This is a genomic window from Acinetobacter sp. BMW17 (genome assembly GCF_001592855.1).
Taxonomy (GTDB): Bacteria; Pseudomonadota; Gammaproteobacteria; order Pseudomonadales; family Moraxellaceae; genus Acinetobacter; species Acinetobacter johnsonii.
The window spans coordinates 115,962-135,722 of sequence record NZ_LSOD01000047.1; the positions used below are offsets into that span (position 1 = coordinate 115,962).

The window sequence follows — 19,761 nt, forward strand, 5'->3', positions numbered from 1 at the left end:
CCACATCACAGCTTTTTTTAGCCGCAGACAGCAAATGAACTTAATAATGTGGCGGACGATCAGCCATCGGGTCAAATGTCGCAATTCCATCGGACAAATCTGAAGATTCAACACGTTGATACAAAATTTGCATTTGTTTTTTTAAATCAGCAATTTCCAGTCCTTGAATCACCAATTGTTCATTGAGCTGTTCAACTAAATCATCTAAAAATGCAATTCGGACTTGCAAATCTTCAATGGGTGCGGACAATGGCGCTTGATTATCAATATTTTGTTGTTTAGACACTTCAAGTCCTCATTTGAGATTTTTCAGGAAACATTATGGCCTATATTACTTTAAGGGATGTCCAACTTGCGTTTGGTGGACCTGCCTTGCTCGATGGCGCGAACTTTTCATTAGAGCGCGGTGAACGAGTGTGTTTAATTGGTCGTAATGGTGAAGGTAAGTCTACTTTACTTAAACTGATCGAGGGAAGTTTATTACCCGACTCTGGTGAAGTTTCTCTGCAAAATGGCATCACCATTTCTATGTTGGCGCAAGACGTGCCGATGGACTCCGGCAAAGTGGCGGATATCGTGGCAGACGGCGCAGGTGAAGCCGCAGATGTGCTCAGAGCCTATCATGAAGCCAGTGATGCTTGTGTACTTGGAGACATGGAAGCATGTGACCGCATGGGTAACCTACAACACAAACTAGATCAGTTGGATGGCTGGGCTTTAGAAACCAAAGTCAATTCTATTTTAAGTAAAATGGGCCTAGACCCAGATGCCGATTTGGCCGATTTATCAGGTGGTCGTAAGCGTCGTGTGCTGCTTGCTCGTGCACTCCTTACTCAACCCGATGTGCTATTACTGGACGAACCAACCAACCATTTGGACGTTGAAAGTATTGAATGGCTCGAGAAGTTTTTACTTGATCAAAATAATTTAACTTTACTGTTCATCTCGCATGACCGTTCATTTGTGGACAGCATTGCAACACGAATTGTTGAACTCGACCGCGGCACCCTACGCAGCTATGAAGGTAACTACTCACGTTACCTTGAGCTGAAAGCACAGCAAATGGAAGCCGAGGAAAAGCAGAATGCACTGTTTGACAAACGCTTGGCTGAAGAAGAAGTGTGGATTCGTCAAGGCATTAAAGCGCGTCGTACGCGTAATGAAGGTCGTGTACGTGCCTTAAAAGAACTACGTGAACAATCAAAAGCGCGTCGCTCACAGCAAGGCAAAGTCAGCATGGCGACACAAGATGCTAGCCGTTCAGGTAAAGTGGTCTTTGAAATTGAGAACTTAAGCGTTCGCTTTGGTCATGATGCGCCGATCATCAAAGACTTCTCTGCATTGGTGCTCCGTGGTGACCGTATTGGTCTTGTTGGTGACAACGGTGTCGGTAAAACCACCCTCATTAAAGCCATTTTAGGCGAACAAGAACATACGGGTACGGTGAAAACTGGCACACAATTGGAAGTAGCTTACTTCGACCAATTACGTAATGCTCTCGACCTTGAAAAATCTGTCAAAGATAACGTTTCAGAAGGTTCGGACCATGTCGATGTGAATGGTAACCGTCGTCACATTTACAGCTATTTGCAAGATTTCTTGTTCTCACCAGAACGTGCGCGTACACCAGTCAAAGCTCTTTCAGGCGGTGAGCGTAACCGTATTCTTTTAGCCAAATTACTACTTAAGCCATCTAACTTAATCGTGATGGATGAACCCACCAATGACTTGGATATGGTGACACTAGAGCTGCTGGAAGAAATGTTGTCCGACTACAAAGGCACTTTACTGCTTATTTCGCATGACCGTGCCTTTATGGATAACGTGGTCACCTCAACTTGGGTGTTCGATGGTAAAGGCAATATCGATGAATACATCGGTGGTTACCAAGATTACTTACAACAACGACCAGACCAAACTGCGGTTGACCAAAAAAGTGCTGTGAAAAAAGCAGCGGCAAAAGCTGAAGCGAACGCAGCACCTGCTAAAAAAGTCAAACTCAGCTATAAAGATCAACGTGCGCTTGAACAACTGCCTGCCGAAATGGAAGCACTGGAAAAAGAGCAAGCGGAAATCAATGCCTCACTTGCAGATGGTTCATTATTTATTTCAGATGCAGACAAGGCGATGACGTTGTCGAATCGTTTGACTGAAATTGATGAGCTATTGCTGGAAAAACTGGAACGTTGGGAAGAACTGGAAAATTTAACCAAATAAATTTTCGTAAACTCCATAAAAAACTCCGCACAATGCGGAGTTTTTTTATGGAACTCAGCTGAGGGTGCCCACCACCATCGAGAAGATGTGCATCTCTTCCATTTGCATATGGGTGCGTTCGTCTACATCATCCAAGCCTATATAACATCACATTTGCAGAGTGCCGACATCGGGTTGATTCTGAACATTGACCCTTCATTCTTGCTTCATGCTAAACTCGAAACATTCTTTTTTCAGCCTTTATCGCAATTTATGAGTTCGAAGCCAGACTATCAACCCGGTGAATTTCAGTGGTCTTTTCTGCACCCCAAATATTGGGGCGTTTGGATTGGTATCGTCTTTCTCATGATATTGGCGATTCTCCCATGGGCAATTCAACACCGACTGGCCACCCTCTTAGGCAATCTCAGTTTTAAATATCTGAAGTCGAGGCGTAAAACCACCGTTCGTAATCTGGAGGTGTGTTTCCCTGAATGGTCGGCCCAAGAAGTCCTTGAAAATGCCCGTTTAGTTTTTGTCGATCAAATGCTGGGCGTATTTGAAACGCTGAATGCGTGGTATAGCCCAAAGTGGTTTACTGGCCGTGTCAGTATTGAAGGTTTAGAATATATTCAAAAAGCACAAGCAGAAGGTAAAGGCGCACTGCTTTTAGGAACCCACTCTACTTTGCTCGATGCGGGTGGTTATCTATGCGCGCAGTATTTTGAACCAGATGTGGTGTATCGCCCACAAAATAATCCGTTGCTGGATATGCTCATCTACCGCTGCCGTGCCACCATTTATGCACATCAAATTGATCATGATGACATGCGTGGTTTAGTCCGTAACTTAAAAAATGGCCATGCCATTTGGTATAGCCCAGATCAAGACTTTGGTTTAAAACAAGGTGTTATGGCGCCATTTTTTGGCGTTCCCGCAGCGACCGTTACAGCACACCGTCGTTTATTGAAAATGACCAAAGCCGCAGCCATTCCTCTGTATTTTTATCGTGATGGGGATATTAAAAACCCACAATACAAAGTGTTGATTGAACCTGCGGTGGAAAACTTACCCAGTGAAGATGAAGTCGATGATGCGACACGAGTGAATCAAATTATTGAAAATCAACTCCGTATTGCTCCGACTCAATATATGTGGTTCCACCGTCGCTTTAAAACTCGCCCTGCAGGCTATGACAAGATTTATTTTTAACAAAAAAAGAGCTGCTTAAAAAGTAGAACCCGAGTTCTGCGTCCTGCAAAACTCGGGTACATGAGGTTGTGCTTTCAACGTAATTTTTGTTTTATTCGGTGGCATTCCATACCTACATCATATCCATGATAATTTCCATCAGCTTCAACTTCCATACTGGGATGATCCATTCCCGCTCCATCTGCTGATGAGACTAGGATACGGGCATACCAAATGACTAACCATTCGTCAGATTCCCAAATCCCTGTAAGCCATATCCTACACTGATGAAATCCGCGCGCCCCTATATTTACTGGTAATCTTTGGCAATTTTATCTGTCACCTGCTTACCTTCTCGTTCCGCTTTCTCAATTCCATCTTCAATCGCCTCCTGCGCTTCTTGCTCATCGGCTTCGGTTTGTTCCAGTTCTTCTTGTACTTGCTCAAATACCCGACCGGTTTGAAGCACCACATATACAGGGAAATGATCTGAACCAATATGTGCTAAACGTTGCATCTGCACTAAGGCAAAATCCGTACTGTGAAAAACATGATCCAGTGACCAGCGCAACAAAGGATAGTCAGCATGAAAAGTATTGACAAAATGCCGTCCGACTCGCGGGTCTAGCAGCCCACTGATCCGTTGAAAAAGTCGTGTCGTGCGCGACCATGCCACGTCATTCAAATCCCCCATCACAATGCAGCTCTCATCCAAGTCTTTAATCTGATCCCCGACTATCAATAATTCAGCATCACGTAAAGTAGAGTCTTTGGCTTCGGTCGGACTTGGCGGTTTCGGGTGTAAGCAGTACAGTTGCACTGGTTGTCCTGACCTTAAGATGACTGTGGCATGAATCGAAGGAATTTCATCGCTCAAAATAAACTTAACGTCAATATCTTTAAGCGCTAAACGACTATACAAGTGCATGCCATACAGATTATCCAAAGGCACTGCAACCCGATAGGGATAGTCATCTTCCAGTTCACTCAAGGCTTGTTCCCAATGTGCATCCGACTCTAAAGTCAAAATCAAGTCCGGTTGATGCTGGTGAATCTGTTGCAGCAATAAGTAATATTGAGTATTGGGCGTTAGTACATTCGACACAATTAAAGAAATCTGACGTTCTGGCTGTAACTCTGTTTTAGCAACCGTTTTCACCTGCTTTTTCCATACAAAGGTATAAGGCAACACCATTTTGAGTTGGTACGACACTGCCGCAATTAACCCCAGCAAAATGACTTCACGCCCCCAATTCCAAGGTGCATCCCAAATCAACATCAAGATAAATGCAATCAATCCCAATGCCAAAATCTGTAAGCGTGGAAAATCTGCGCCTCGAAACCACCATTCATCTCGTGGAATCAGTGACCAGAAGCTTAACCAAATCACAACACATGCCAGCAACTCAACCCAGATCATAGATACCCACTCTTATATTCTTAATTTTTTGTAGATTCATAAATTAATATCAATTTTGCATGTAACATAAACAAGATATATTGCACAATATAATTGCTGTTTTCATTGTGTAGTGCTTGCAGTTAAGCGCTCTTTTGATACACTCGAATCCCCTTTTAATTTTTAACGCACCGAGGCAAAGTGACATGAAAGTAGGTCTGGTCGGTTGGCGCGGGATGGTTGGTTCCGTCCTAATGCAACGTATGGTTGAAGAGAATGATTTTGCTCATTTTGAGCCATTTTATTTCTCTACCAGTAATGCAGGCGGTGAAGCGCCTGCGTTTGGCGGTAAAACTGCCCCAGCACTTATGGATGCATCAGACATTAACAGTCTGAAGCAAATGGATGTCATTATTACCTGCCAAGGCGGCGACTATACCTCAGAAGTTTTCCCGAAGCTCAAAGCAGAAAACTGGACAGGCTATTGGATTGATGCGGCATCTACACTTCGTATGGAAGATGAAGCCATCATCGTACTTGACCCTGTCAACATGAACGTGATTAAAGATGGTTTAGTGAACGGTACCAAAACATTCGTGGGCGGTAACTGTACAGTTTCACTGATGCTGATGGGCTTAGGCGGTTTATTCCAAAACAATTTAGTGGAATGGGCAACCTCGATGACTTATCAAGCAGCATCGGGTGCTGGTGCGCAAAATATGCGTGAACTCATCTCTGGTATGGGCTATTTGTACAACAACACCAAAGATTTGTTAGATGACCCACGCTCTCCAATTCTAGATATCGACTCTAAAATTGCGGAATTACAACGTGGCGAAGGTTTCCCTTCAGCAAACTTTGGCGTGCCATTAGCAGGCTCACTCATTCCTTATATCGACAAACAATTAGACAGCGGTCAGTCGAAAGAAGAATGGAAAGGTCAAGTTGAAACCAACAAGATCTTGGGCAACCAGCAAATCGTTCCGATTGACGGTCATTGTGTGCGTATTGGTGCGATGCGTTGTCACTCTCAAGCTTTAACATTAAAGCTGAAGAAAGACGTGCCTCTTGATGAAATCGAAGATATGTTACGTAGCGCAAACCAATGGGCAAAAGTGGTTCCAAATACCCGTGAAGCGTCTATGACGGACTTAACACCTGTGGCTGTAACGGGTACATTAACAGTTCCTGTTGGTCGTCTACGCAAATTAAATATGGGCAAAGAGTACTTAGGTGCTTTCACTGTCGGTGATCAATTGCTTTGGGGTGCTGCAGAACCCTTACGTCGTATGCTCCGCATCCTGATTGACTACAAAAATACTTAAGTATTTACCCGCTAAAGTATTAAGCCGATCACACTTGATCGGCTTTTTTTTGTAACCTCAATGTTAACGTTTTACAAATAACACACAACTCGCTAATCTATAATTTTCGCTTTGCGATCTGTGACCGAGCTAAAGATTAAGATGACCGTAAATAACAAATTAAAGATAGCCATTTTAGCCATTATTGCTTCGCAAAATGTGAATGCGATCACTATTGATCCTATTCAAATTCAGTCTGCACCTGGGGAACTGTTGTATGCAGAATTGAACTTTCACGATGCAGATCCGAATGCTCCGATTCAAGCCAGTCTAGCCAGTGTAGAAGATTTGATGTCTCTTGGTGTCATGCATCAGCCGCCCAGTAATCTGAACTTTTTTACCCGTCGTATCAGCGCCAGTACCGGTGTGATTACGATTACTTCTTCACGCCCTTTAACTGAAGCGGAACTGAACATTGTCGTCAAAATCAAAGAAGGCAATGCGGCACGGCTACAACATATTAAAACAGCCAATAAACGCTCGACAGTACTTCAAGCCCGTACGAATAATAATGAAAAAGCTTTAAAACCGGTGGTGATTGTCAACGAAAAAGATATTGCGCTGAACTTACCTGTCAGCACACAATTCAATAGCTTAAAAACAACAGCTGCGCCGACGACAAACACGACACCACTCAAACTCAATAACCATACCCCACCAAGCATGAGTGCGACCGCTATTACAGCGCCAACGCAAGTTATTTCAGTAACCTCTACGCAAATTGCAGCAGCTGCTCAAACATCAGCTCCACGTGTTGAACCTATTACACAAGCAAAAAAATCGGCAGATCCGTTGGTGCAAAAGTATGCTGATTCAGTTCAAAAATCAGATGCACCCATTTCTGCACAGGCTAGCCCTCAAGCTAGTCCGTCGACAGCAAAAACAACACCTGCTGCCCCTGCAACTAATGCACGCCAAGCCGCACCTCAAAGTGCCCATGTAGTTCGGTCAAATGAATCTCTATGGGGTATTGCATCGCGTATTGCTGCTGAAGAAAACCGTCCTGTCGGTGAAGTCATGCAACAAATTAAAGCCAAGAACGAACATGCCTTTATTCAAGGTGACGTAAACCGCTTACGTCGTGGTGCCAACCTCAATTTAACAGGTCTACAAACGGCAAAATCAGAGCAAAAAGTCTCCGTTTCATCACTTCCAAAACAAAGCTCACAGCAATCTGGCAAGGCGAAATACCGCCTCAATCAAGCCGAGATGAGTTTGGTTGCGGAGAAAGAGCAAGATTCAAGCCACGGTTCTGCCAAGAAGTCGACAGAAAAGAATCAAACATCAAACGAGTTGTCATTAAAAGTTATGACATCCCGTGAAAAAACCGTTAAATTACAGAGAAACGTAACACAATTAGAAGTGGCACTTAATCAGAAAGATCAGAGAATTCAATTACTAAACGCTCGTCTTGCACAATTGCAACAACAATTGAAAGCACAACAAACTGAGAAAAAGCCAACACACTAAAGTGTTATTTTGATTATTTGATTTTGGATGAACTTGCACAAAGACAAGTTCAAAAGGGGTAAAACATGCTTATTTATGTGATTCCATTTATCTTACTATTGGTTGTTGCCATAGTCTTAAAAAAGCGTGAGGCGAGTAAAGAAGCAGAACCAAAAACTCAAAAAGCGGTTGCTGCAAAAAACAAAGCCAAAAAAACCAGTTCGTCTAAAAAATCCCCGCAACAAACTCAAGTCGTTGAAGATGTTGTTGCTAAAAAAGCCACGACACCACTCGCCACAGATCTACGTAATAAAATTGAAGGCCAAATTCGCGACCGCAATTTCTTCTCAGCTGAAGCACAAATCAACCAAGCCCTAAATAAAGACAATTCACAACACGAATTATATTTACTGCTGCTCGATATTCACTTGCTTCAAAAAGATGAGTTTGCCATCAGCCAATTACTGAATCATTTACGTTCTTTAGAACTGGATGATATTTTGGCACAAGCAGAAGCCAAAAAATCGGATTACGATCAATTACATCAAAATAGCCGTGACACGATTGAGTTTAAACCGACTGAAATTGCACCATCTACACCAAAACCTGTAGAAGCAACCAATACTGCTGACTTCGATGCCCTGATGTCATCAAATAATCCTGCGCCCGCTCCTGTGCAGGCTTCTGTTGTTGAACCTGTTCAAGACATTAAACTGCTTGATTTTGATACCTCAGCATTTACCACCACAACAACGGCTCAACCTGAACCGAGTATCGAAGTTCAAAGCTTAGATTTTGATATTTCTAGTTTAAATACACCAACAGCAGAACCAGCCAAACCTGCTGAAGAACTTAAACCGCTCGATTTCGGTTCACTCTCTTTAGAAAGCACGCCTGCTCAACCAGCAGAAACTGCAGCAGCCGAAATCCAACCTTTAGATTTTTCGTTCAATCTCGACACAGCGCCGACAACAACGCCAGAAGCAGAAATTTCGCCGCCTGCTGTAGATGAGCGCCCTGAATTTACATTTGATTTTTCAAGCGAATCTACGGCTGAAGCGGCAAAAGACATCCCTGCTTTTTCTTTCGATACGGTGAGCCCAAGTGAAGCGATAATAGAAGAAAAACCAGCAGTTGTTACACCAAGCCTCAGTTTTAGTCTAGAGTCTAATGCACCTGCCAATACGGTGGATCAAAGCGATCCTCTGGTACAGTCTTTCCCTCAACTGAACGAAGTCAATGAAATACACTTAAACCTTGAATTGGCTGAGCAATACATTCAACTTGGCGCTTTCGAAGCTGCACGTGAAATTTTGGTTGAACAAGAACCAAATTACTCTACGGAACAACGTCAGCAAGTAGAACAGTTACTGAGCCGCATAGCATCCTAAGCCATTTCGTTTTAAACTAAAGCAGTCATCACCGACTGCTTTTTTTATAATGAAAAAAATTGCGCTTATCTATATGGGTGGAACCTTTGGCTGTATTGGCGAACCCTTACAACCAATGCCTGCCGAAGACTTTATTCCCAAGCTCACACATGTTTTGCCGATTCATCTCGACATTGAATGTTTTATTGCACCTGTCATTAAAGACAGTAGCGCCTGCACGGCTGAAGACTGGTTATTGCTGATTCAGCAGATTCAACAATTACAACTGAAACAATTCCAGCATTTTGTCGTGATTCATGGCACAGATACCTTAAGCTATGCCAGTGCTGTCGCCGCACACTTTATCGCAGACTCCGCATGTGTGGTTTTCACAGGTAGCCAATATCCATTGCTGAATGTTCAAGGCACGGATACGCGTGAATTTAGCGATGCGATTAGTAATTTGAATTTTGCCTTAGATGCGGTGATGAAACATCCTGTCGGAGTGTATCTGGCTTTTCATCAACAGGTATTACATGCGCAAACCGCGTTAAAACGACATACCACAGAACTGGATGCTTTTACAGGCGTCATGGCTGAACAGCCGATTCCACACGGCTTAAAAACACACATTGTACAAACAGGTGATGTAGAACAATCCCACCAGTTCAATTGCCTCAACCTGATGATGCAACCTGTTGCCTTGGTGCAGCAAGTACAAAACTTGCGAAATTTGCTCTCTGCGCCGCCACATTTCCTCATTTTGCAAGGTTTTGGAACGGGTAATTTAGCTGTGAATGCCGAGCTAATAGCACTTTTCGATGAATTTTACGCACAAGGCTGTGTTGTTATTTTAAGCACCCAAGTCCCTTTCGGCCGTACTGATCAGCGCTATGCAGTTGCCGCTTGGACAACCCAAGCCAAAATAATTGTTAGTGATTGCCTCGGGCATGCAGATCTGTATGCCAAAGCCCTTAAAATGTATTTACAATACCCCAGCGCTGAAGCACGCTTCAGCCATTGGCATGATTTGGGTTAATTTGAGGTACATATGCAACGTTTTGCGATCGGCATTGAGTTTTGTGGAACACACTACCGTGGTTGGCAAACCCAGCAAACAGGTGTGATCAGCGTACAAGAGACGATTGAAAAAGTACTCTCTAAAATTGCCAATGAACCGATTAGCTTACATGGTGCAGGTCGTACCGATGCTGGCGTCCATGCTACCAATATGGTGGCGCATTTTGATAGCTCAGCACTTCGTTCAGAGCGCGGTTGGTTAATGGGCAGCAACAGCCAACTGCCAAAAGATATCTCGATCCAGTGGATCAAAGCGATGGATCAAGACTTTCATGCACGCTTCAAAGCGCAGGCACGTCGTTATCGTTATGTCGTTTATAACCACCCGCAACGCCCTGCTCTTATGCATAAACAAGTCACACATGCTTATTATGCGCTAGATATAACGAAGATGATGCAAGCTGCGCAAAAGTTCGAAGGCACGCATAACTTTGAAAGCTTCCGTGCAGCCGCATGCCAATCCAATCAACCTGTGCGCCATGTCAGCCATTGTCGCTTAATTCAACATGGCCCATATTTGGTCCTCGACATTCAGGCCGATGGCTTCTTGCACCATATGGTCCGCAATATCATGGGCTGCTTACTGGAAATTGGTCAAGGTATGTATGAAGTCGAGCATATTGAGGCTATTTTCGCAGCAGAAGACCGCAAAGCCGCAGGCATTACAGCCCCTCCTGATGGGCTGTATTTCATTCATGCCGACTATCCAGCGCAGTTTAAGCTACCTAAGCAGCCGCTTGGGCCGCACTGGCTCAATATGCCTGAATAATTTATTTTTGAATCCTCCCCCTAGCCGGCTTTTTCAAAGGAGGGGAAGAAATTCCTCCCTTTTATAAAGGGAGGTTAGGAGGGATTTCTTAACGCTGCTTACGCTTGCGATATTCCACTGGGGTTTCATTGGTCCAGCGTTTAAATGCACGATAGAAGGTACTTGGCTCAGAAAAGCCCGTCAAATACACGATACGCTCTACACTTTCAGCCGTATTGGCCAAAAGTTTTTTCGCCAAACGACAGCGATAATCAGACAAAATTTGCTGGAAGCTGGTATTCGCCTCACTAAGCTGTGTGCGTAAACGCCTTGGGGTAATACTGAGCTGAGAAGCCACTGTTTCAAGTGTGGTTTCACCACTTTCTAGGGTTGAACCTATCGCACGACGGACTTCACCCACCAAATCATAACGGGCTAATTCTTGAAGTTTTTCAATCGCTAACTGCTCATGCAGTTGCAATAATTCAGGTTCCGCCTGCCACAACGGATAAGCCAAAATACTTGGGTCAAAATATAAGCGGGTTTCTTTTTGCCCTAGACTGACAGGGCACTCATATACGCGGAAATACTCATCATCAAACGCGCCTTTACTGAAGTTAAAATCAATATAGATCGGTTCAAAGCGCCCTTCAGTAATAAATTTAAAGAACCGTAAAATACCGGACATCGCACATTCAGAAAAATGTCGATTGACCAAATTTTCAGCCCAAGGTTGTTCCCCATTGGTCAAATAACACCGGTCATCTTCAACCACCAACTTGGCATGAAAGGCATCACTGATCAATCGCTGATAAGCCAAAGCACGCTTCAAGCCCTCACCGAAGTTTTCGGATGAAATAAACAAATGCTCAATCACTTGGCCACGGTATAAAGGCAGATTTTCACCCAAATGTAGACCGATGTCTGGATCGCGACTCACCTCTTCTGCCGCCACCCAAAAAGCGTATTGTGCGCTCAAAGGCGTACGCTCATTGGTTTCCATCTGATTTAATGCAACACCCGCCTTTGTTAAAATTTCTTCTGTTGGCAACCCTGAACGACGAATCGCTTGGTAGCCTAATCGCAATACAACCGATGCATCCGTTAGCTGACCCACGCTAGAACCTTCCTTGTATGTTCTTCATTTATACATAAAACATTAAAATTAGATTAACTGCGATTGACCGAACTGACAACAACTTATACAGTTTTTTTGTTGAAAATATTTATTCCGCTTGTTCGCTTATTTTACTGACAGATGATCAGGCAACCGCCCATTCCGCCTTGTTTTATGCAAAAAAATTGACTATAATTTGCGCCTTTCCAATTTATTCATTCAGGTAGGCTATGGCCAATAAAGAGGAACTCATCGAGTTCGAAGGCGTTGTCACCGAGACGCTTCCTAATACTATGTTTCGTGTACGTTTAGAAAACGGTCATGAAGTGATTGCTCACATCTCTGGTAAAATGCGTAAACACTATATTCGTATTTTGACTGGCGACAGTGTTAAAGTAGAAATGACACCTTATGATTTGTCTAAGGGTCGTATCACTTATCGTGCGCGCTAAGTTTTAGCGAAGCGAAAAAGCCACTTTTTAAGTGGCTTTTTTAATGTCTGCGCTCAGACTAAAACGTTATGAATCAACTATATTCCAAGCAAAAATCAAACTATAATTAAATGAGATAACAACCTAATACGCCAAAACAATAATGAAGACGACTTCAACGAAGCTCGCTATTTTACTTACTGTTCCCAATGCTATGTGTTGCTTGTGCCACAACAAGCGAAACTCGGCTCAAGCAAACCTTACAACACTATATCGGACAATCGTCACATCAAGTTCAAAATCAACTCAACCTCAATAGCATGGGTTATAAAGTGCTCGGTGCTCCTGTATATACCCCAGAGAAACTGACCTAAACTCTGTTACGTAATATGCCTATTCCGATGGTAACCCCCAATCTTGGAACCAGTGTCAGTATGGGTGCGCCCATTCCGACACCTTCCAGCGGTAGCCTGAATATTGAAATGAAATGCAAAATTGAGTTCAGACTGCATGATGATCTTGTGGAATCTATTCAGTACATCGGCAAAGCGTGTTAGCGGCTGCGTTATGTTGAGTCGCCTACATACCGTTTATCTCAAATTACTCGAAACATACTCAAACGAACGTTCAGATATACAATACTAAAAGGGTCTTTCTCTGCTTAGGGGATGATCATGAAGCCCTTTATTGTCAGTTTTTTTAGTTCCATCTGCTTTCTACTGCTTCAAGCTTGCAGCAGCTCTCCAATGCAACACCAGACCGTCGTTTCACCCGCTAAAATTGCGCTCCCCGACTATTTAGAACAATATATCGGCCAAGATGTATCGAGCATTCGGCGCGAACTCGACTTACGTCAACTCGGTTATGAAACTTTAGGTGCGCCGATTCAAACACCAAACCAACTGAGTTACACCATTGTCAGGCGGATTCAAATTCCAACCCCTATGCCCACTATGCGTAGCGACAGCAGTGTCGGTGCGATTCCTATTCCCACACATACGCCATTTTATGATGTTCAGTTAGAGTGCCAAGTCCACTTCTTGTTAAAAGATAATATTGCTCAATCAATTCAATATCGAGGTAAAGCCTGCAAAAGTTATTAAATTTTAGGCATAAAAAAACGCAGCGGATGGCTGCGTTTTCAAATTGCTTTTGGCTTAGTTCAGCGCAGCCACAACTGCCTGCCCCATTTCCGCAGTACCCACTTTGCTCATGCCTTCAGACATGATATCAGCGGTACGCAAGCCTTGATCTAGGACATTGCCTACTGCATCTTCAATCGCTTGAGCAGCAGCTTCTTCACGGAAGGTATATCGCAACATCATAGCTACTGAAAGAATAGTGGCTAATGGGTTGGCAATATTTTGTCCTGCGATATCGGGCGCCGAACCATGACATGGCTCATACATCCCTTTCGCATTTTCATCTAAGGATGCTGATGGCAACATCCCAATTGAACCTGTCAACATCGCGGCTTCATCAGACAAGATGTCACCAAATAAGTTACCTGTCACAATCACGTCAAACTGTTTAGGCGCTCGCACCAATTGCATTGCAGCATTATCGACATACATATGCGACAAGTTAATGTTTGGATAGTCAGCTTCTTTCATCGCCGTTACGGTTTGTTTCCAAAGCTCCGTCACTTCAAGGACGTTGGCTTTATCAACTGAACAGACTTTTCCGCCACGTAAACCAGCCATTTCAAAAGCTACTTTCGCAATACGCTTAATTTCAGACTCAGCATAAACGTCGGTGTTAAAACCTTGTTTTTCACCATTCTCAAGTTCACGAATCCCCCGTGGCTGACCGAAATAAATCCCGCCAGTTAATTCACGAACGATAAGAATATCAAGACCTGCTACAATTTCAGGCTTCAAGCTTGATGCATCTGCCAATTGCGGATACAAAATGGCTGGACGTAAGTTCGCGAATAAATTCAATTCACTACGAATTTTTAACAAACCACGCTCTGGTCGGATCGAACGCTCAATGTTGTCCCACTTCGGACCACCCACCGCACCGAGTAAAATCGCATCTGCATTTTTGGCTTGTGCTGCGGTCACATCTGGATAAGGCGAACCGTGTGCATCAATGGCAGCCCCACCGAGTAGGCCCTGTTCCCACGTTAAACCTAAATTGAATTGATCATTGACTCGTGTAAGTACCTGTTCTGCGGCTTTTACAATTTCAGGACCAATGCCGTCACCAGCCAAAATCAAAATATGTTTAGACATGAAATATTCCATTGTTGGTGAGTTCTGACTCACACGATTAAAGTTTTTGTTCTACAAACTCGCCCAAGCCATTTAAGACATTGTAAGGTTTGCAAAAACGACGAATTGTTCTTTGGCTTTGCTTTAAATCGACACATAAAGGGTCAGGTGCAGACATATTCAACAAGCTTCCCTGATGTCGACTGCGCGCACGGAACATCCTAAAGGTGTAGCGTTCCGCAGGCTTAAAACGATGAATCACATGCAGCGTTTCAGCGCGATCGACCGAAACGGGATAGAAGCGAATTACCAATTCATGTTGCCCCGCTGGCACTGACAGAAACAAGGCATTCGCTTCATTCAAATCATCTCGTTTTAGACGCACGACCTTCTCTCGAATGGCCTCACGGCTTACACGATGATTTTCTGCATCCACAATTTTGATCTGATTCCATCGTTCAAATTCGCAGCTCACTGTACCAGTACAGTAAAGCTGCGCATTATTTTTACTCGCTGGGGTATCCTGAATCCGCTTTATGCTTGTCGTATTCATGCTTTGGCAGGCAGTTAATGTTCCCACCAACGCCAGTAGAGCGATACGACTGTAACTCGTCACCATTGTTCAAGCCCAACCTTTACCAGTAGCAAAACGTTTAAAATTCTTTTGCTCGATATTAACAAGAGATGGCCCCAAGCACTAGATGCATCGAATTTTCAATTAAGCATGAATTTCAGCAAACACCCACGGACGTGATGCTTTGGTCTTTTCTTCATAGGCTTTGATGTCATCTGCAACCTGCAAAGTTAACCCGATATCATCCAAACCATTTAACAAACAGTGCTTACGAAATGGATCGACTTCAAATGTGAAGGCTTCACCCGATGGTGTACGCACTTCTTGCGCGTCCAAATCAATCGTTAGCTGATAACCTTCTGTTGCGGCACATTCTTTGAAAAGTTGATCAACAATTTCTTCAGACAAAATTACAGGTAACATGCCATTTTTGAAACTATTATTAAAGAAAATGTCGGCATAGCTGGGTGCAATCACAGTACGGAAACCATATTCTTCCAATGCCCACGGCGCATGTTCGCGGCTTGAACCACAACCAAAGTTCGCACGAGAAATTAAGATGCTCGCACCTTGGTAACGTGGCTGATTCAATGCAAAATCAGGGTTCTTAAGACGTTTAGAATTGTCTTGCCCCAAAAAACCTTCATCTAAATAACGCAACTCATCAAATAAGTTTTCACCAAAACCCGTGCGTTTAATGGATTTCAAAAACTGTTTTGGAATGATCAAGTCTGTATCGACATTGGCACGGTCTAAAGGTGCAACGATACCCTGTTCAACGGTATATTTTTTCATGTCTATGCTCCCAAGCCCGAATTAAAATGAACGCACATCGACAAAGTGACCTGCAATCGCTGCTGCGGCTGCCATTGCTGGACTCACCAAATGCGTACGCCCGCCATTGCCCTGGCGACCTTCGAAGTTACGGTTAGAGGTCGATGCACAATGCTCACCGGGTTGTAATTTGTCTGCATTCATGGCTAAACACATTGAACAACCTGGCTCACGCCATTCAAAACCTGCTTCAATCAAAACTTTGTCTAAGCCTTCAGCTTCGGCTTGCGCTTTGACTAAACCAGACCCTGGAACCACCATGGCTTGTTTAATGGTACTTGCCACTTTTTTGCCTTTAGCCACTTCAGCCGCGGCACGAATATCTTCAATGCGAGAGTTGGTACATGAACCAATAAAGACACGGTCTAACTGAATATCTGCCAACGCCTGACCTGCGGTTAAACCCATGTAGTTATAAGCACGCGTCCAATCATTGCGTTGCACTTCATCTTTGGCTTGATCTAAAGTTGGTACAGCTTGAGTCACTGGAATCACCATTTCAGGCGATGTACCCCAAGACACTTGTGGCTCAATCTCTTCACCTTGCAATACAACTACTGTGTCAAAATGCGCATCTGCATCCGAATGTAAGGTATTCCAATATGCAACAGCAGCATCCCACTGTACGCCTTGTGGTGCATATGGGCGGTCTTTGACATAGGCAATGGTTTTGTCATCGACAGCGACCATACCCACACGTGCGCCGCCTTCAATCGCCATATTACACACCGTCATACGACCTTCGATCGACATATCACGGAAGACTTGACCACCAAATTCGATCGCGTGACCTGTACCACCCGCAGTACCAATTTTACCAATGATGGCTAAAACCACATCTTTCGGTGTTACGCCCTGACCCAATTGACCATCAACACGCACCAACATGTTTTTCATCTTCTTTTGAACCAAGCATTGGGTTGCCAATACATGCTCCACTTCAGATGTCCCAATCCCGTGTGCCAAACAGCCAAATGCACCATGTGTTGCCGTATGAGAATCTCCACACACCACCGTCATACCCGGTAAAGTCAAACCTTGCTCAGGCCCGACCACGTGTGCAATGCCTTGACGGACATCATTAATGTCGAACTGCACCACATTAAAGGTTTTACAGTTGTCGTCTAAGGTTTGAACTTGGATACGTGAAGTATCATCTTCAATACCTGCGATTCCCTCTGAACGCTCTTTGGTCGATGTTGGAACATTATGATCGGGGGTTGCCACATTCGCACTTAAACGCCATGGTTTACGACCCGCAAGTTGTAAACCTTCAAAGGCTTGCGGAGAAGTCACTTCATGTAATAAATGACGGTCGATATAGAGTAAAGCCGAGCCATCGTCGCGTTGTTTTACTAAGTGGTCATCCCACAATTTGTCATACAATGTTTTTGCTTGTTGGTTTTCGCCTGCCATGTCGATTGACTCCACTGGACTGGGTAATTCTTTCATTAAAATCGATTATAGCGACGATTTCACATAAATCTAATTTATCATTTTTATTAATTTAAAAACTTTTTGGAATTATTTTAAATTCATACCTCTTTGTTTCAATCCCTTTGATTACAAGCCTCACTGCTGGTTTTAATTCAAGCCCTATACGCCTATTTATCAACCTATTGTAGGCCTCACAGTATATTTCCCTGCTCAGCCATGCAAGGTATATCTCCCCTATTTAGACCAATACTTTTTAAGGCTCGCTTCGTTTCTCTGAATAGAAAGACAGCAACCTATTCCTAGACAAAAGAATAAAATCTACAGAAGCTTGTTTTCTCAAGTCAAACATTCCAAACAATCGACTGCATCGCCTTGCATTCAAAAACCCAATCACGAGCAATCAAAATTTCATTTTGACTTTATTAATGATAATAATTACTATTTACAAATGAAAGGCATTATTGAGAGGGTATTTATCATGGCGAACATTCAGAAATTTGTAGCGAACAATCAGCGCATATTCAAAAAAACCCTAAGCTATTACATCATGCACATTACTGTGGCCATGATTGTGGCTTACTTTGTCACAGGTAACTTATGGATGGCGGTCACCCTCAGCTTATTAGAACCAACCGTTCAAGCCTTCGCATTCTTTTTCCATGAACGTATTTGGGAGAAAAAGAACCGTACCACCGAAGAAAATATTCCTGCTTAAGCCCTTATATCAAGCGCCCTCTCAACTCTCCAAAAGATCACATCAAGTGATCTTTTTTTATTTTATTCCAGATCCAATAAGCTCCCGTTCATTTTAAAGATCGCAATTCATATAAAATTATTTTATAATTTAATTATACTTTCATAACTAGATTATCCTTATGAATCTTGCAGCCTTCGAAGCTTTTGTAAAAGTCATGGAAACCGGCTCTATTTCTTTAGCCGCAGATCAACTCTTCATTACGCAACCTGCTGTAACCAAACGTATTCATAGTTTAGAAGAATATTTTGGTGTGAAACTGTTTGAGTCTGCGGGTCGTGGTGTACAAGCCACACATGCCGCCCATTCACTGCTGCCTAAAGTTAAAAACTGGCTCAATGAACTGGGTGACATTCACCATACCTTGAGTCATGAACAAGGCATGGTCCAAGGCAAACTCAAAATTGGCACCAGTCACCATATTGGTTTACATCACTTGCCAAGCCATTTACGTAGCTATGTGCAAAGCTTTCCAAATGTCACCTTAGATGTGCACTTTGTCGACTCCGAGCAAGCGCATGAAAAAGTACTGGCGGGTGATTTGGAATTGGCATTTTTAACCCTACCGCCTAAACTCGATGAACGTTTGCAGTACGTCACCATTTGGGAAGATCCTTTAGTTTTTGTAGCAGCACCGTTTCATCCGCTGGCACAAATGCAAAACTTACAACTCGAAGACCTGATTCAATACCCAAGTTTATTGCCTGCGTCACAAACCTATACCAGCCAAATCACCTTGGCAGAGTTTGAAAAACAGGGGCTGAAACCTAAAATCACCATGAGCAATAATCCACTCGAATCGATTCGTATGTTGGCATCGATTGGACTGGGTTGGTCAGTGCTTCCAAAAACGATGATTAACCAAGACCTACAGCAATTGAATGTGAAATTCGAAATGAACCGTCAACTCGGTATGGTTTGGCATCCGGGTAGAACCCAATCTCGTGCGGTGCAAGAGCTGATTGCAATGATGAATTAAGCTTTACAAGCATTAAAAAACCATCCACAAGGATGGTTTTTTATTTTGCGCGGGCGAATTAAGAAGCACTAATAGCCAGTGCAACCAGCCCAAGCCAAATCACCAGCAAGATCGAACCTACTATGAGATTTATACCACCACGCTTTTCTAATTCAGTATGGACGCTTCCACTTCCCAACTGGCGAATCTTAGTAATCTGCTGATCGACATGATGCTTATACAAGGTATTCCCAAACATTCCAAATGCTACGGCCAAGCCAATATTTGCACCAGAACTTTCAATCCCCAAAAGTATTTCAACCATCCCTATGACCACAATTAAACCAATGGCCATAAAGCCATAACTGTACATTTTTCGATAAAATAACCAGACCACACCTAAGAAAAAGGCGGCAATATTAAAGCCTGCATATTGTTTCTTTGGCGTGATTTTTTCAAATTGAGCTTGATAGTAAGACTCATATTTCGCACCGATAAACAGGGCACGATCTTGTTCTAGTTGATTAACTGAAGCGACATGTTCTAAAGACGTAGAGTCAGGAAAAGCTTGATGATCGAGAGACATAAATTTCTACTTTTATCTTATTTTTATCAAGAGAGGCAAAGCTTCGACGCTCAGCCT

19 protein-coding genes are annotated in these 19,761 nt (G+C 43.3%); 11 read left to right on the forward strand and 8 right to left on the reverse strand.

Annotated features, from left to right (window positions below; all coding sequences use genetic code 11):
• Window positions 1-40 precede the first annotated feature (40 nt).
• Window positions 41-286 (reverse strand): SlyX family protein, encoded by a 246-nt coding sequence (locus AXW61_RS15320; protein ID WP_004692513.1) that lies wholly within the window; start codon window positions 284-286, stop codon window positions 41-43.
• Between the two features lie 35 nt (window positions 287-321).
• On the opposite strand from AXW61_RS15320, the gene AXW61_RS15325 reads away from it, so the two are divergent.
• Both AXW61_RS15325 and AXW61_RS15330 read left to right on the forward strand, forming a co-directional pair.
• Entirely contained in the window at window positions 322-2,217 is a 1,896-nt protein-coding gene (locus tag AXW61_RS15325) for an ATP-binding cassette domain-containing protein (protein WP_004692515.1), read from the forward strand.
• A 252-nt stretch (window positions 2,218-2,469) separates the two neighbouring features.
• Complete coding sequence (locus tag AXW61_RS15330; RefSeq protein ID WP_062035242.1) at window positions 2,470-3,408, forward strand: lauroyl acyltransferase; 939 nt, start codon at window positions 2,470-2,472, stop codon at window positions 3,406-3,408.
• A gap of 289 nt (window positions 3,409-3,697) precedes the next feature.
• Here the strand turns inward: AXW61_RS15330 and AXW61_RS15335 are convergent, their stop codons facing one another.
• On the reverse strand, window positions 3,698-4,807 hold the full coding sequence (locus AXW61_RS15335) for an endonuclease/exonuclease/phosphatase family protein (protein WP_062035035.1): 1,110 nt from the start codon (window positions 4,805-4,807) through the stop codon (window positions 3,698-3,700).
• A gap of 185 nt (window positions 4,808-4,992) precedes the next feature.
• Between AXW61_RS15335 and asd the strand changes: the two genes are divergently transcribed.
• The 5 genes from asd (at window position 4,993) to truA (ending at window position 10,818) form a co-directional block, all read left to right on the forward strand.
• The gene (gene asd / locus AXW61_RS15340; protein WP_004692521.1) at window positions 4,993-6,111 is read left to right on the forward strand and encodes an aspartate-semialdehyde dehydrogenase; all 1,119 of its coding nucleotides are present in this window, start codon (window positions 4,993-4,995) and stop codon (window positions 6,109-6,111) included.
• A 141-nt stretch (window positions 6,112-6,252) separates the two neighbouring features.
• Window positions 6,253-7,620, forward strand: a complete 1,368-nt coding sequence (locus AXW61_RS15345) for a hypothetical protein (protein ID WP_062035037.1) — start codon at window positions 6,253-6,255, stop codon at window positions 7,618-7,620.
• Window positions 7,621-7,685: 65 nt separating this feature from the next.
• Window positions 7,686-8,990, forward strand: a complete 1,305-nt coding sequence (locus tag AXW61_RS15350; protein WP_062035039.1) for a hypothetical protein — start codon at window positions 7,686-7,688, stop codon at window positions 8,988-8,990.
• 49 nt (window positions 8,991-9,039) lie between these two features.
• Window positions 9,040-10,008, forward strand: a complete 969-nt coding sequence (locus AXW61_RS15355) for an asparaginase (protein ID WP_062035041.1) — start codon at window positions 9,040-9,042, stop codon at window positions 10,006-10,008.
• A gap of 12 nt (window positions 10,009-10,020) precedes the next feature.
• Complete coding sequence (gene truA, locus AXW61_RS15360; protein ID WP_062035043.1) at window positions 10,021-10,818, forward strand: tRNA pseudouridine(38-40) synthase TruA; 798 nt, start codon at window positions 10,021-10,023, stop codon at window positions 10,816-10,818.
• Window positions 10,819-10,906: 88 nt separating this feature from the next.
• On the opposite strand, the gene AXW61_RS15365 is transcribed toward truA, so the two are convergent.
• The gene (locus AXW61_RS15365) at window positions 10,907-11,914 is read right to left on the reverse strand and encodes an AraC family transcriptional regulator (protein ID WP_004692528.1); all 1,008 of its coding nucleotides are present in this window, start codon (window positions 11,912-11,914) and stop codon (window positions 10,907-10,909) included.
• 230 nt (window positions 11,915-12,144) lie between these two features.
• Between AXW61_RS15365 and infA the strand changes: the two genes are divergently transcribed.
• Together infA and AXW61_RS15375 are read left to right on the forward strand one after the other, a co-directional pair.
• The gene (gene infA / locus AXW61_RS15370) at window positions 12,145-12,366 is read left to right on the forward strand and encodes a translation initiation factor IF-1 (protein ID WP_004692529.1); all 222 of its coding nucleotides are present in this window, start codon (window positions 12,145-12,147) and stop codon (window positions 12,364-12,366) included.
• Window positions 12,367-13,091: 725 nt separating this feature from the next.
• Window positions 13,092-13,448, forward strand: a complete 357-nt coding sequence (locus tag AXW61_RS15375) for a hypothetical protein (RefSeq protein ID WP_228141074.1) — start codon at window positions 13,092-13,094, stop codon at window positions 13,446-13,448.
• Window positions 13,449-13,502: 54 nt separating this feature from the next.
• Here the strand turns inward: AXW61_RS15375 and leuB are convergent, their stop codons facing one another.
• The 4 genes from leuB to leuC all read right to left on the reverse strand — a co-directional run bounded on the left by leuB (window position 13,503) and on the right by leuC (window position 17,385).
• Window positions 13,503-14,582: a 3-isopropylmalate dehydrogenase gene (gene leuB / locus AXW61_RS15380; RefSeq protein ID WP_010325845.1), complete on the reverse strand. Its 1,080-nt coding sequence runs from the start codon at window positions 14,580-14,582 to the stop codon at window positions 13,503-13,505.
• 37 nt (window positions 14,583-14,619) lie between these two features.
• Entirely contained in the window at window positions 14,620-15,180 is a 561-nt protein-coding gene (locus AXW61_RS15385; protein ID WP_062035045.1) for a hypothetical protein, read from the reverse strand.
• A 99-nt stretch (window positions 15,181-15,279) separates the two neighbouring features.
• Window positions 15,280-15,930, reverse strand: a complete 651-nt coding sequence (gene leuD, locus AXW61_RS15390) for a 3-isopropylmalate dehydratase small subunit (RefSeq protein WP_062035047.1) — start codon at window positions 15,928-15,930, stop codon at window positions 15,280-15,282.
• Between the two features lie 21 nt (window positions 15,931-15,951).
• Window positions 15,952-17,385 (reverse strand): 3-isopropylmalate dehydratase large subunit, encoded by a 1,434-nt coding sequence (gene leuC, locus AXW61_RS15395; RefSeq protein WP_062035049.1) that lies wholly within the window; start codon window positions 17,383-17,385, stop codon window positions 15,952-15,954.
• A 499-nt stretch (window positions 17,386-17,884) separates the two neighbouring features.
• Between leuC and AXW61_RS15400 the strand changes: the two genes are divergently transcribed.
• Window positions 17,885-18,121 carry a DUF2061 domain-containing protein gene (locus AXW61_RS15400; RefSeq protein ID WP_004692541.1) on the forward strand — a complete coding sequence of 79 codons (237 nt, stop codon included), beginning with the start codon at window positions 17,885-17,887 and terminating at the stop codon, window positions 18,119-18,121.
• Between the two features lie 160 nt (window positions 18,122-18,281).
• Window positions 18,282-19,139, forward strand: coding sequence for a LysR family transcriptional regulator (locus tag AXW61_RS15405; RefSeq protein WP_004692542.1), 858 nt, complete (start codon window positions 18,282-18,284; stop codon window positions 19,137-19,139).
• A gap of 58 nt (window positions 19,140-19,197) precedes the next feature.
• Here AXW61_RS15405 and AXW61_RS15410 read toward each other — a convergent pair whose 3' ends face one another.
• Entirely contained in the window at window positions 19,198-19,704 is a 507-nt protein-coding gene (locus AXW61_RS15410; RefSeq protein ID WP_062035051.1) for a DUF2628 domain-containing protein, read from the reverse strand.
• Window positions 19,705-19,761 lie beyond the last annotated feature (57 nt).

What these genes read in the sequence shown, in the direction of transcription:
- AXW61_RS15325 (WP_004692515.1), top strand. Translation starts at nt 322, where the DNA reads ATGGCCTATATTACTTTAAGGGATGTCCAACTTGCGTTTGGTGGACCT.
- AXW61_RS15330 (WP_062035242.1), top strand. Translation starts at nt 2,470, where the DNA reads ATGAGTTCGAAGCCAGACTATCAACCCGGTGAATTTCAGTGGTCTTTT.
- AXW61_RS15335 (WP_062035035.1), bottom strand. Translation starts at nt 4,807, where the DNA reads ATGATCTGGGTTGAGTTGCTGGCATGTGTTGTGATTTGGTTAAGCTTC.
- asd (WP_004692521.1), top strand. Translation starts at nt 4,993, where the DNA reads ATGAAAGTAGGTCTGGTCGGTTGGCGCGGGATGGTTGGTTCCGTCCTA.
- AXW61_RS15345 (WP_062035037.1), top strand. Translation starts at nt 6,253, where the DNA reads ATGACCGTAAATAACAAATTAAAGATAGCCATTTTAGCCATTATTGCT.
- AXW61_RS15350 (WP_062035039.1), top strand. Translation starts at nt 7,686, where the DNA reads ATGCTTATTTATGTGATTCCATTTATCTTACTATTGGTTGTTGCCATA.
- AXW61_RS15355 (WP_062035041.1), top strand. Translation starts at nt 9,040, where the DNA reads ATGAAAAAAATTGCGCTTATCTATATGGGTGGAACCTTTGGCTGTATT.
- truA (WP_062035043.1), top strand. Translation starts at nt 10,021, where the DNA reads ATGCAACGTTTTGCGATCGGCATTGAGTTTTGTGGAACACACTACCGT.
- infA (WP_004692529.1), top strand. Translation starts at nt 12,145, where the DNA reads ATGGCCAATAAAGAGGAACTCATCGAGTTCGAAGGCGTTGTCACCGAG.
- AXW61_RS15375 (WP_228141074.1), top strand. Translation starts at nt 13,092, where the DNA reads ATGCAACACCAGACCGTCGTTTCACCCGCTAAAATTGCGCTCCCCGAC.
- leuB (WP_010325845.1), bottom strand. Translation starts at nt 14,582, where the DNA reads ATGTCTAAACATATTTTGATTTTGGCTGGTGACGGCATTGGTCCTGAA.
- AXW61_RS15385 (WP_062035045.1), bottom strand. Translation starts at nt 15,180, where the DNA reads ATGGTGACGAGTTACAGTCGTATCGCTCTACTGGCGTTGGTGGGAACA.
- leuD (WP_062035047.1), bottom strand. Translation starts at nt 15,930, where the DNA reads ATGAAAAAATATACCGTTGAACAGGGTATCGTTGCACCTTTAGACCGT.
- leuC (WP_062035049.1), bottom strand. Translation starts at nt 17,385, where the DNA reads ATGGCAGGCGAAAACCAACAAGCAAAAACATTGTATGACAAATTGTGG.
- AXW61_RS15400 (WP_004692541.1), top strand. Translation starts at nt 17,885, where the DNA reads ATGGCGAACATTCAGAAATTTGTAGCGAACAATCAGCGCATATTCAAA.
- AXW61_RS15405 (WP_004692542.1), top strand. Translation starts at nt 18,282, where the DNA reads ATGAATCTTGCAGCCTTCGAAGCTTTTGTAAAAGTCATGGAAACCGGC.
- AXW61_RS15410 (WP_062035051.1), bottom strand. Translation starts at nt 19,704, where the DNA reads ATGTCTCTCGATCATCAAGCTTTTCCTGACTCTACGTCTTTAGAACAT.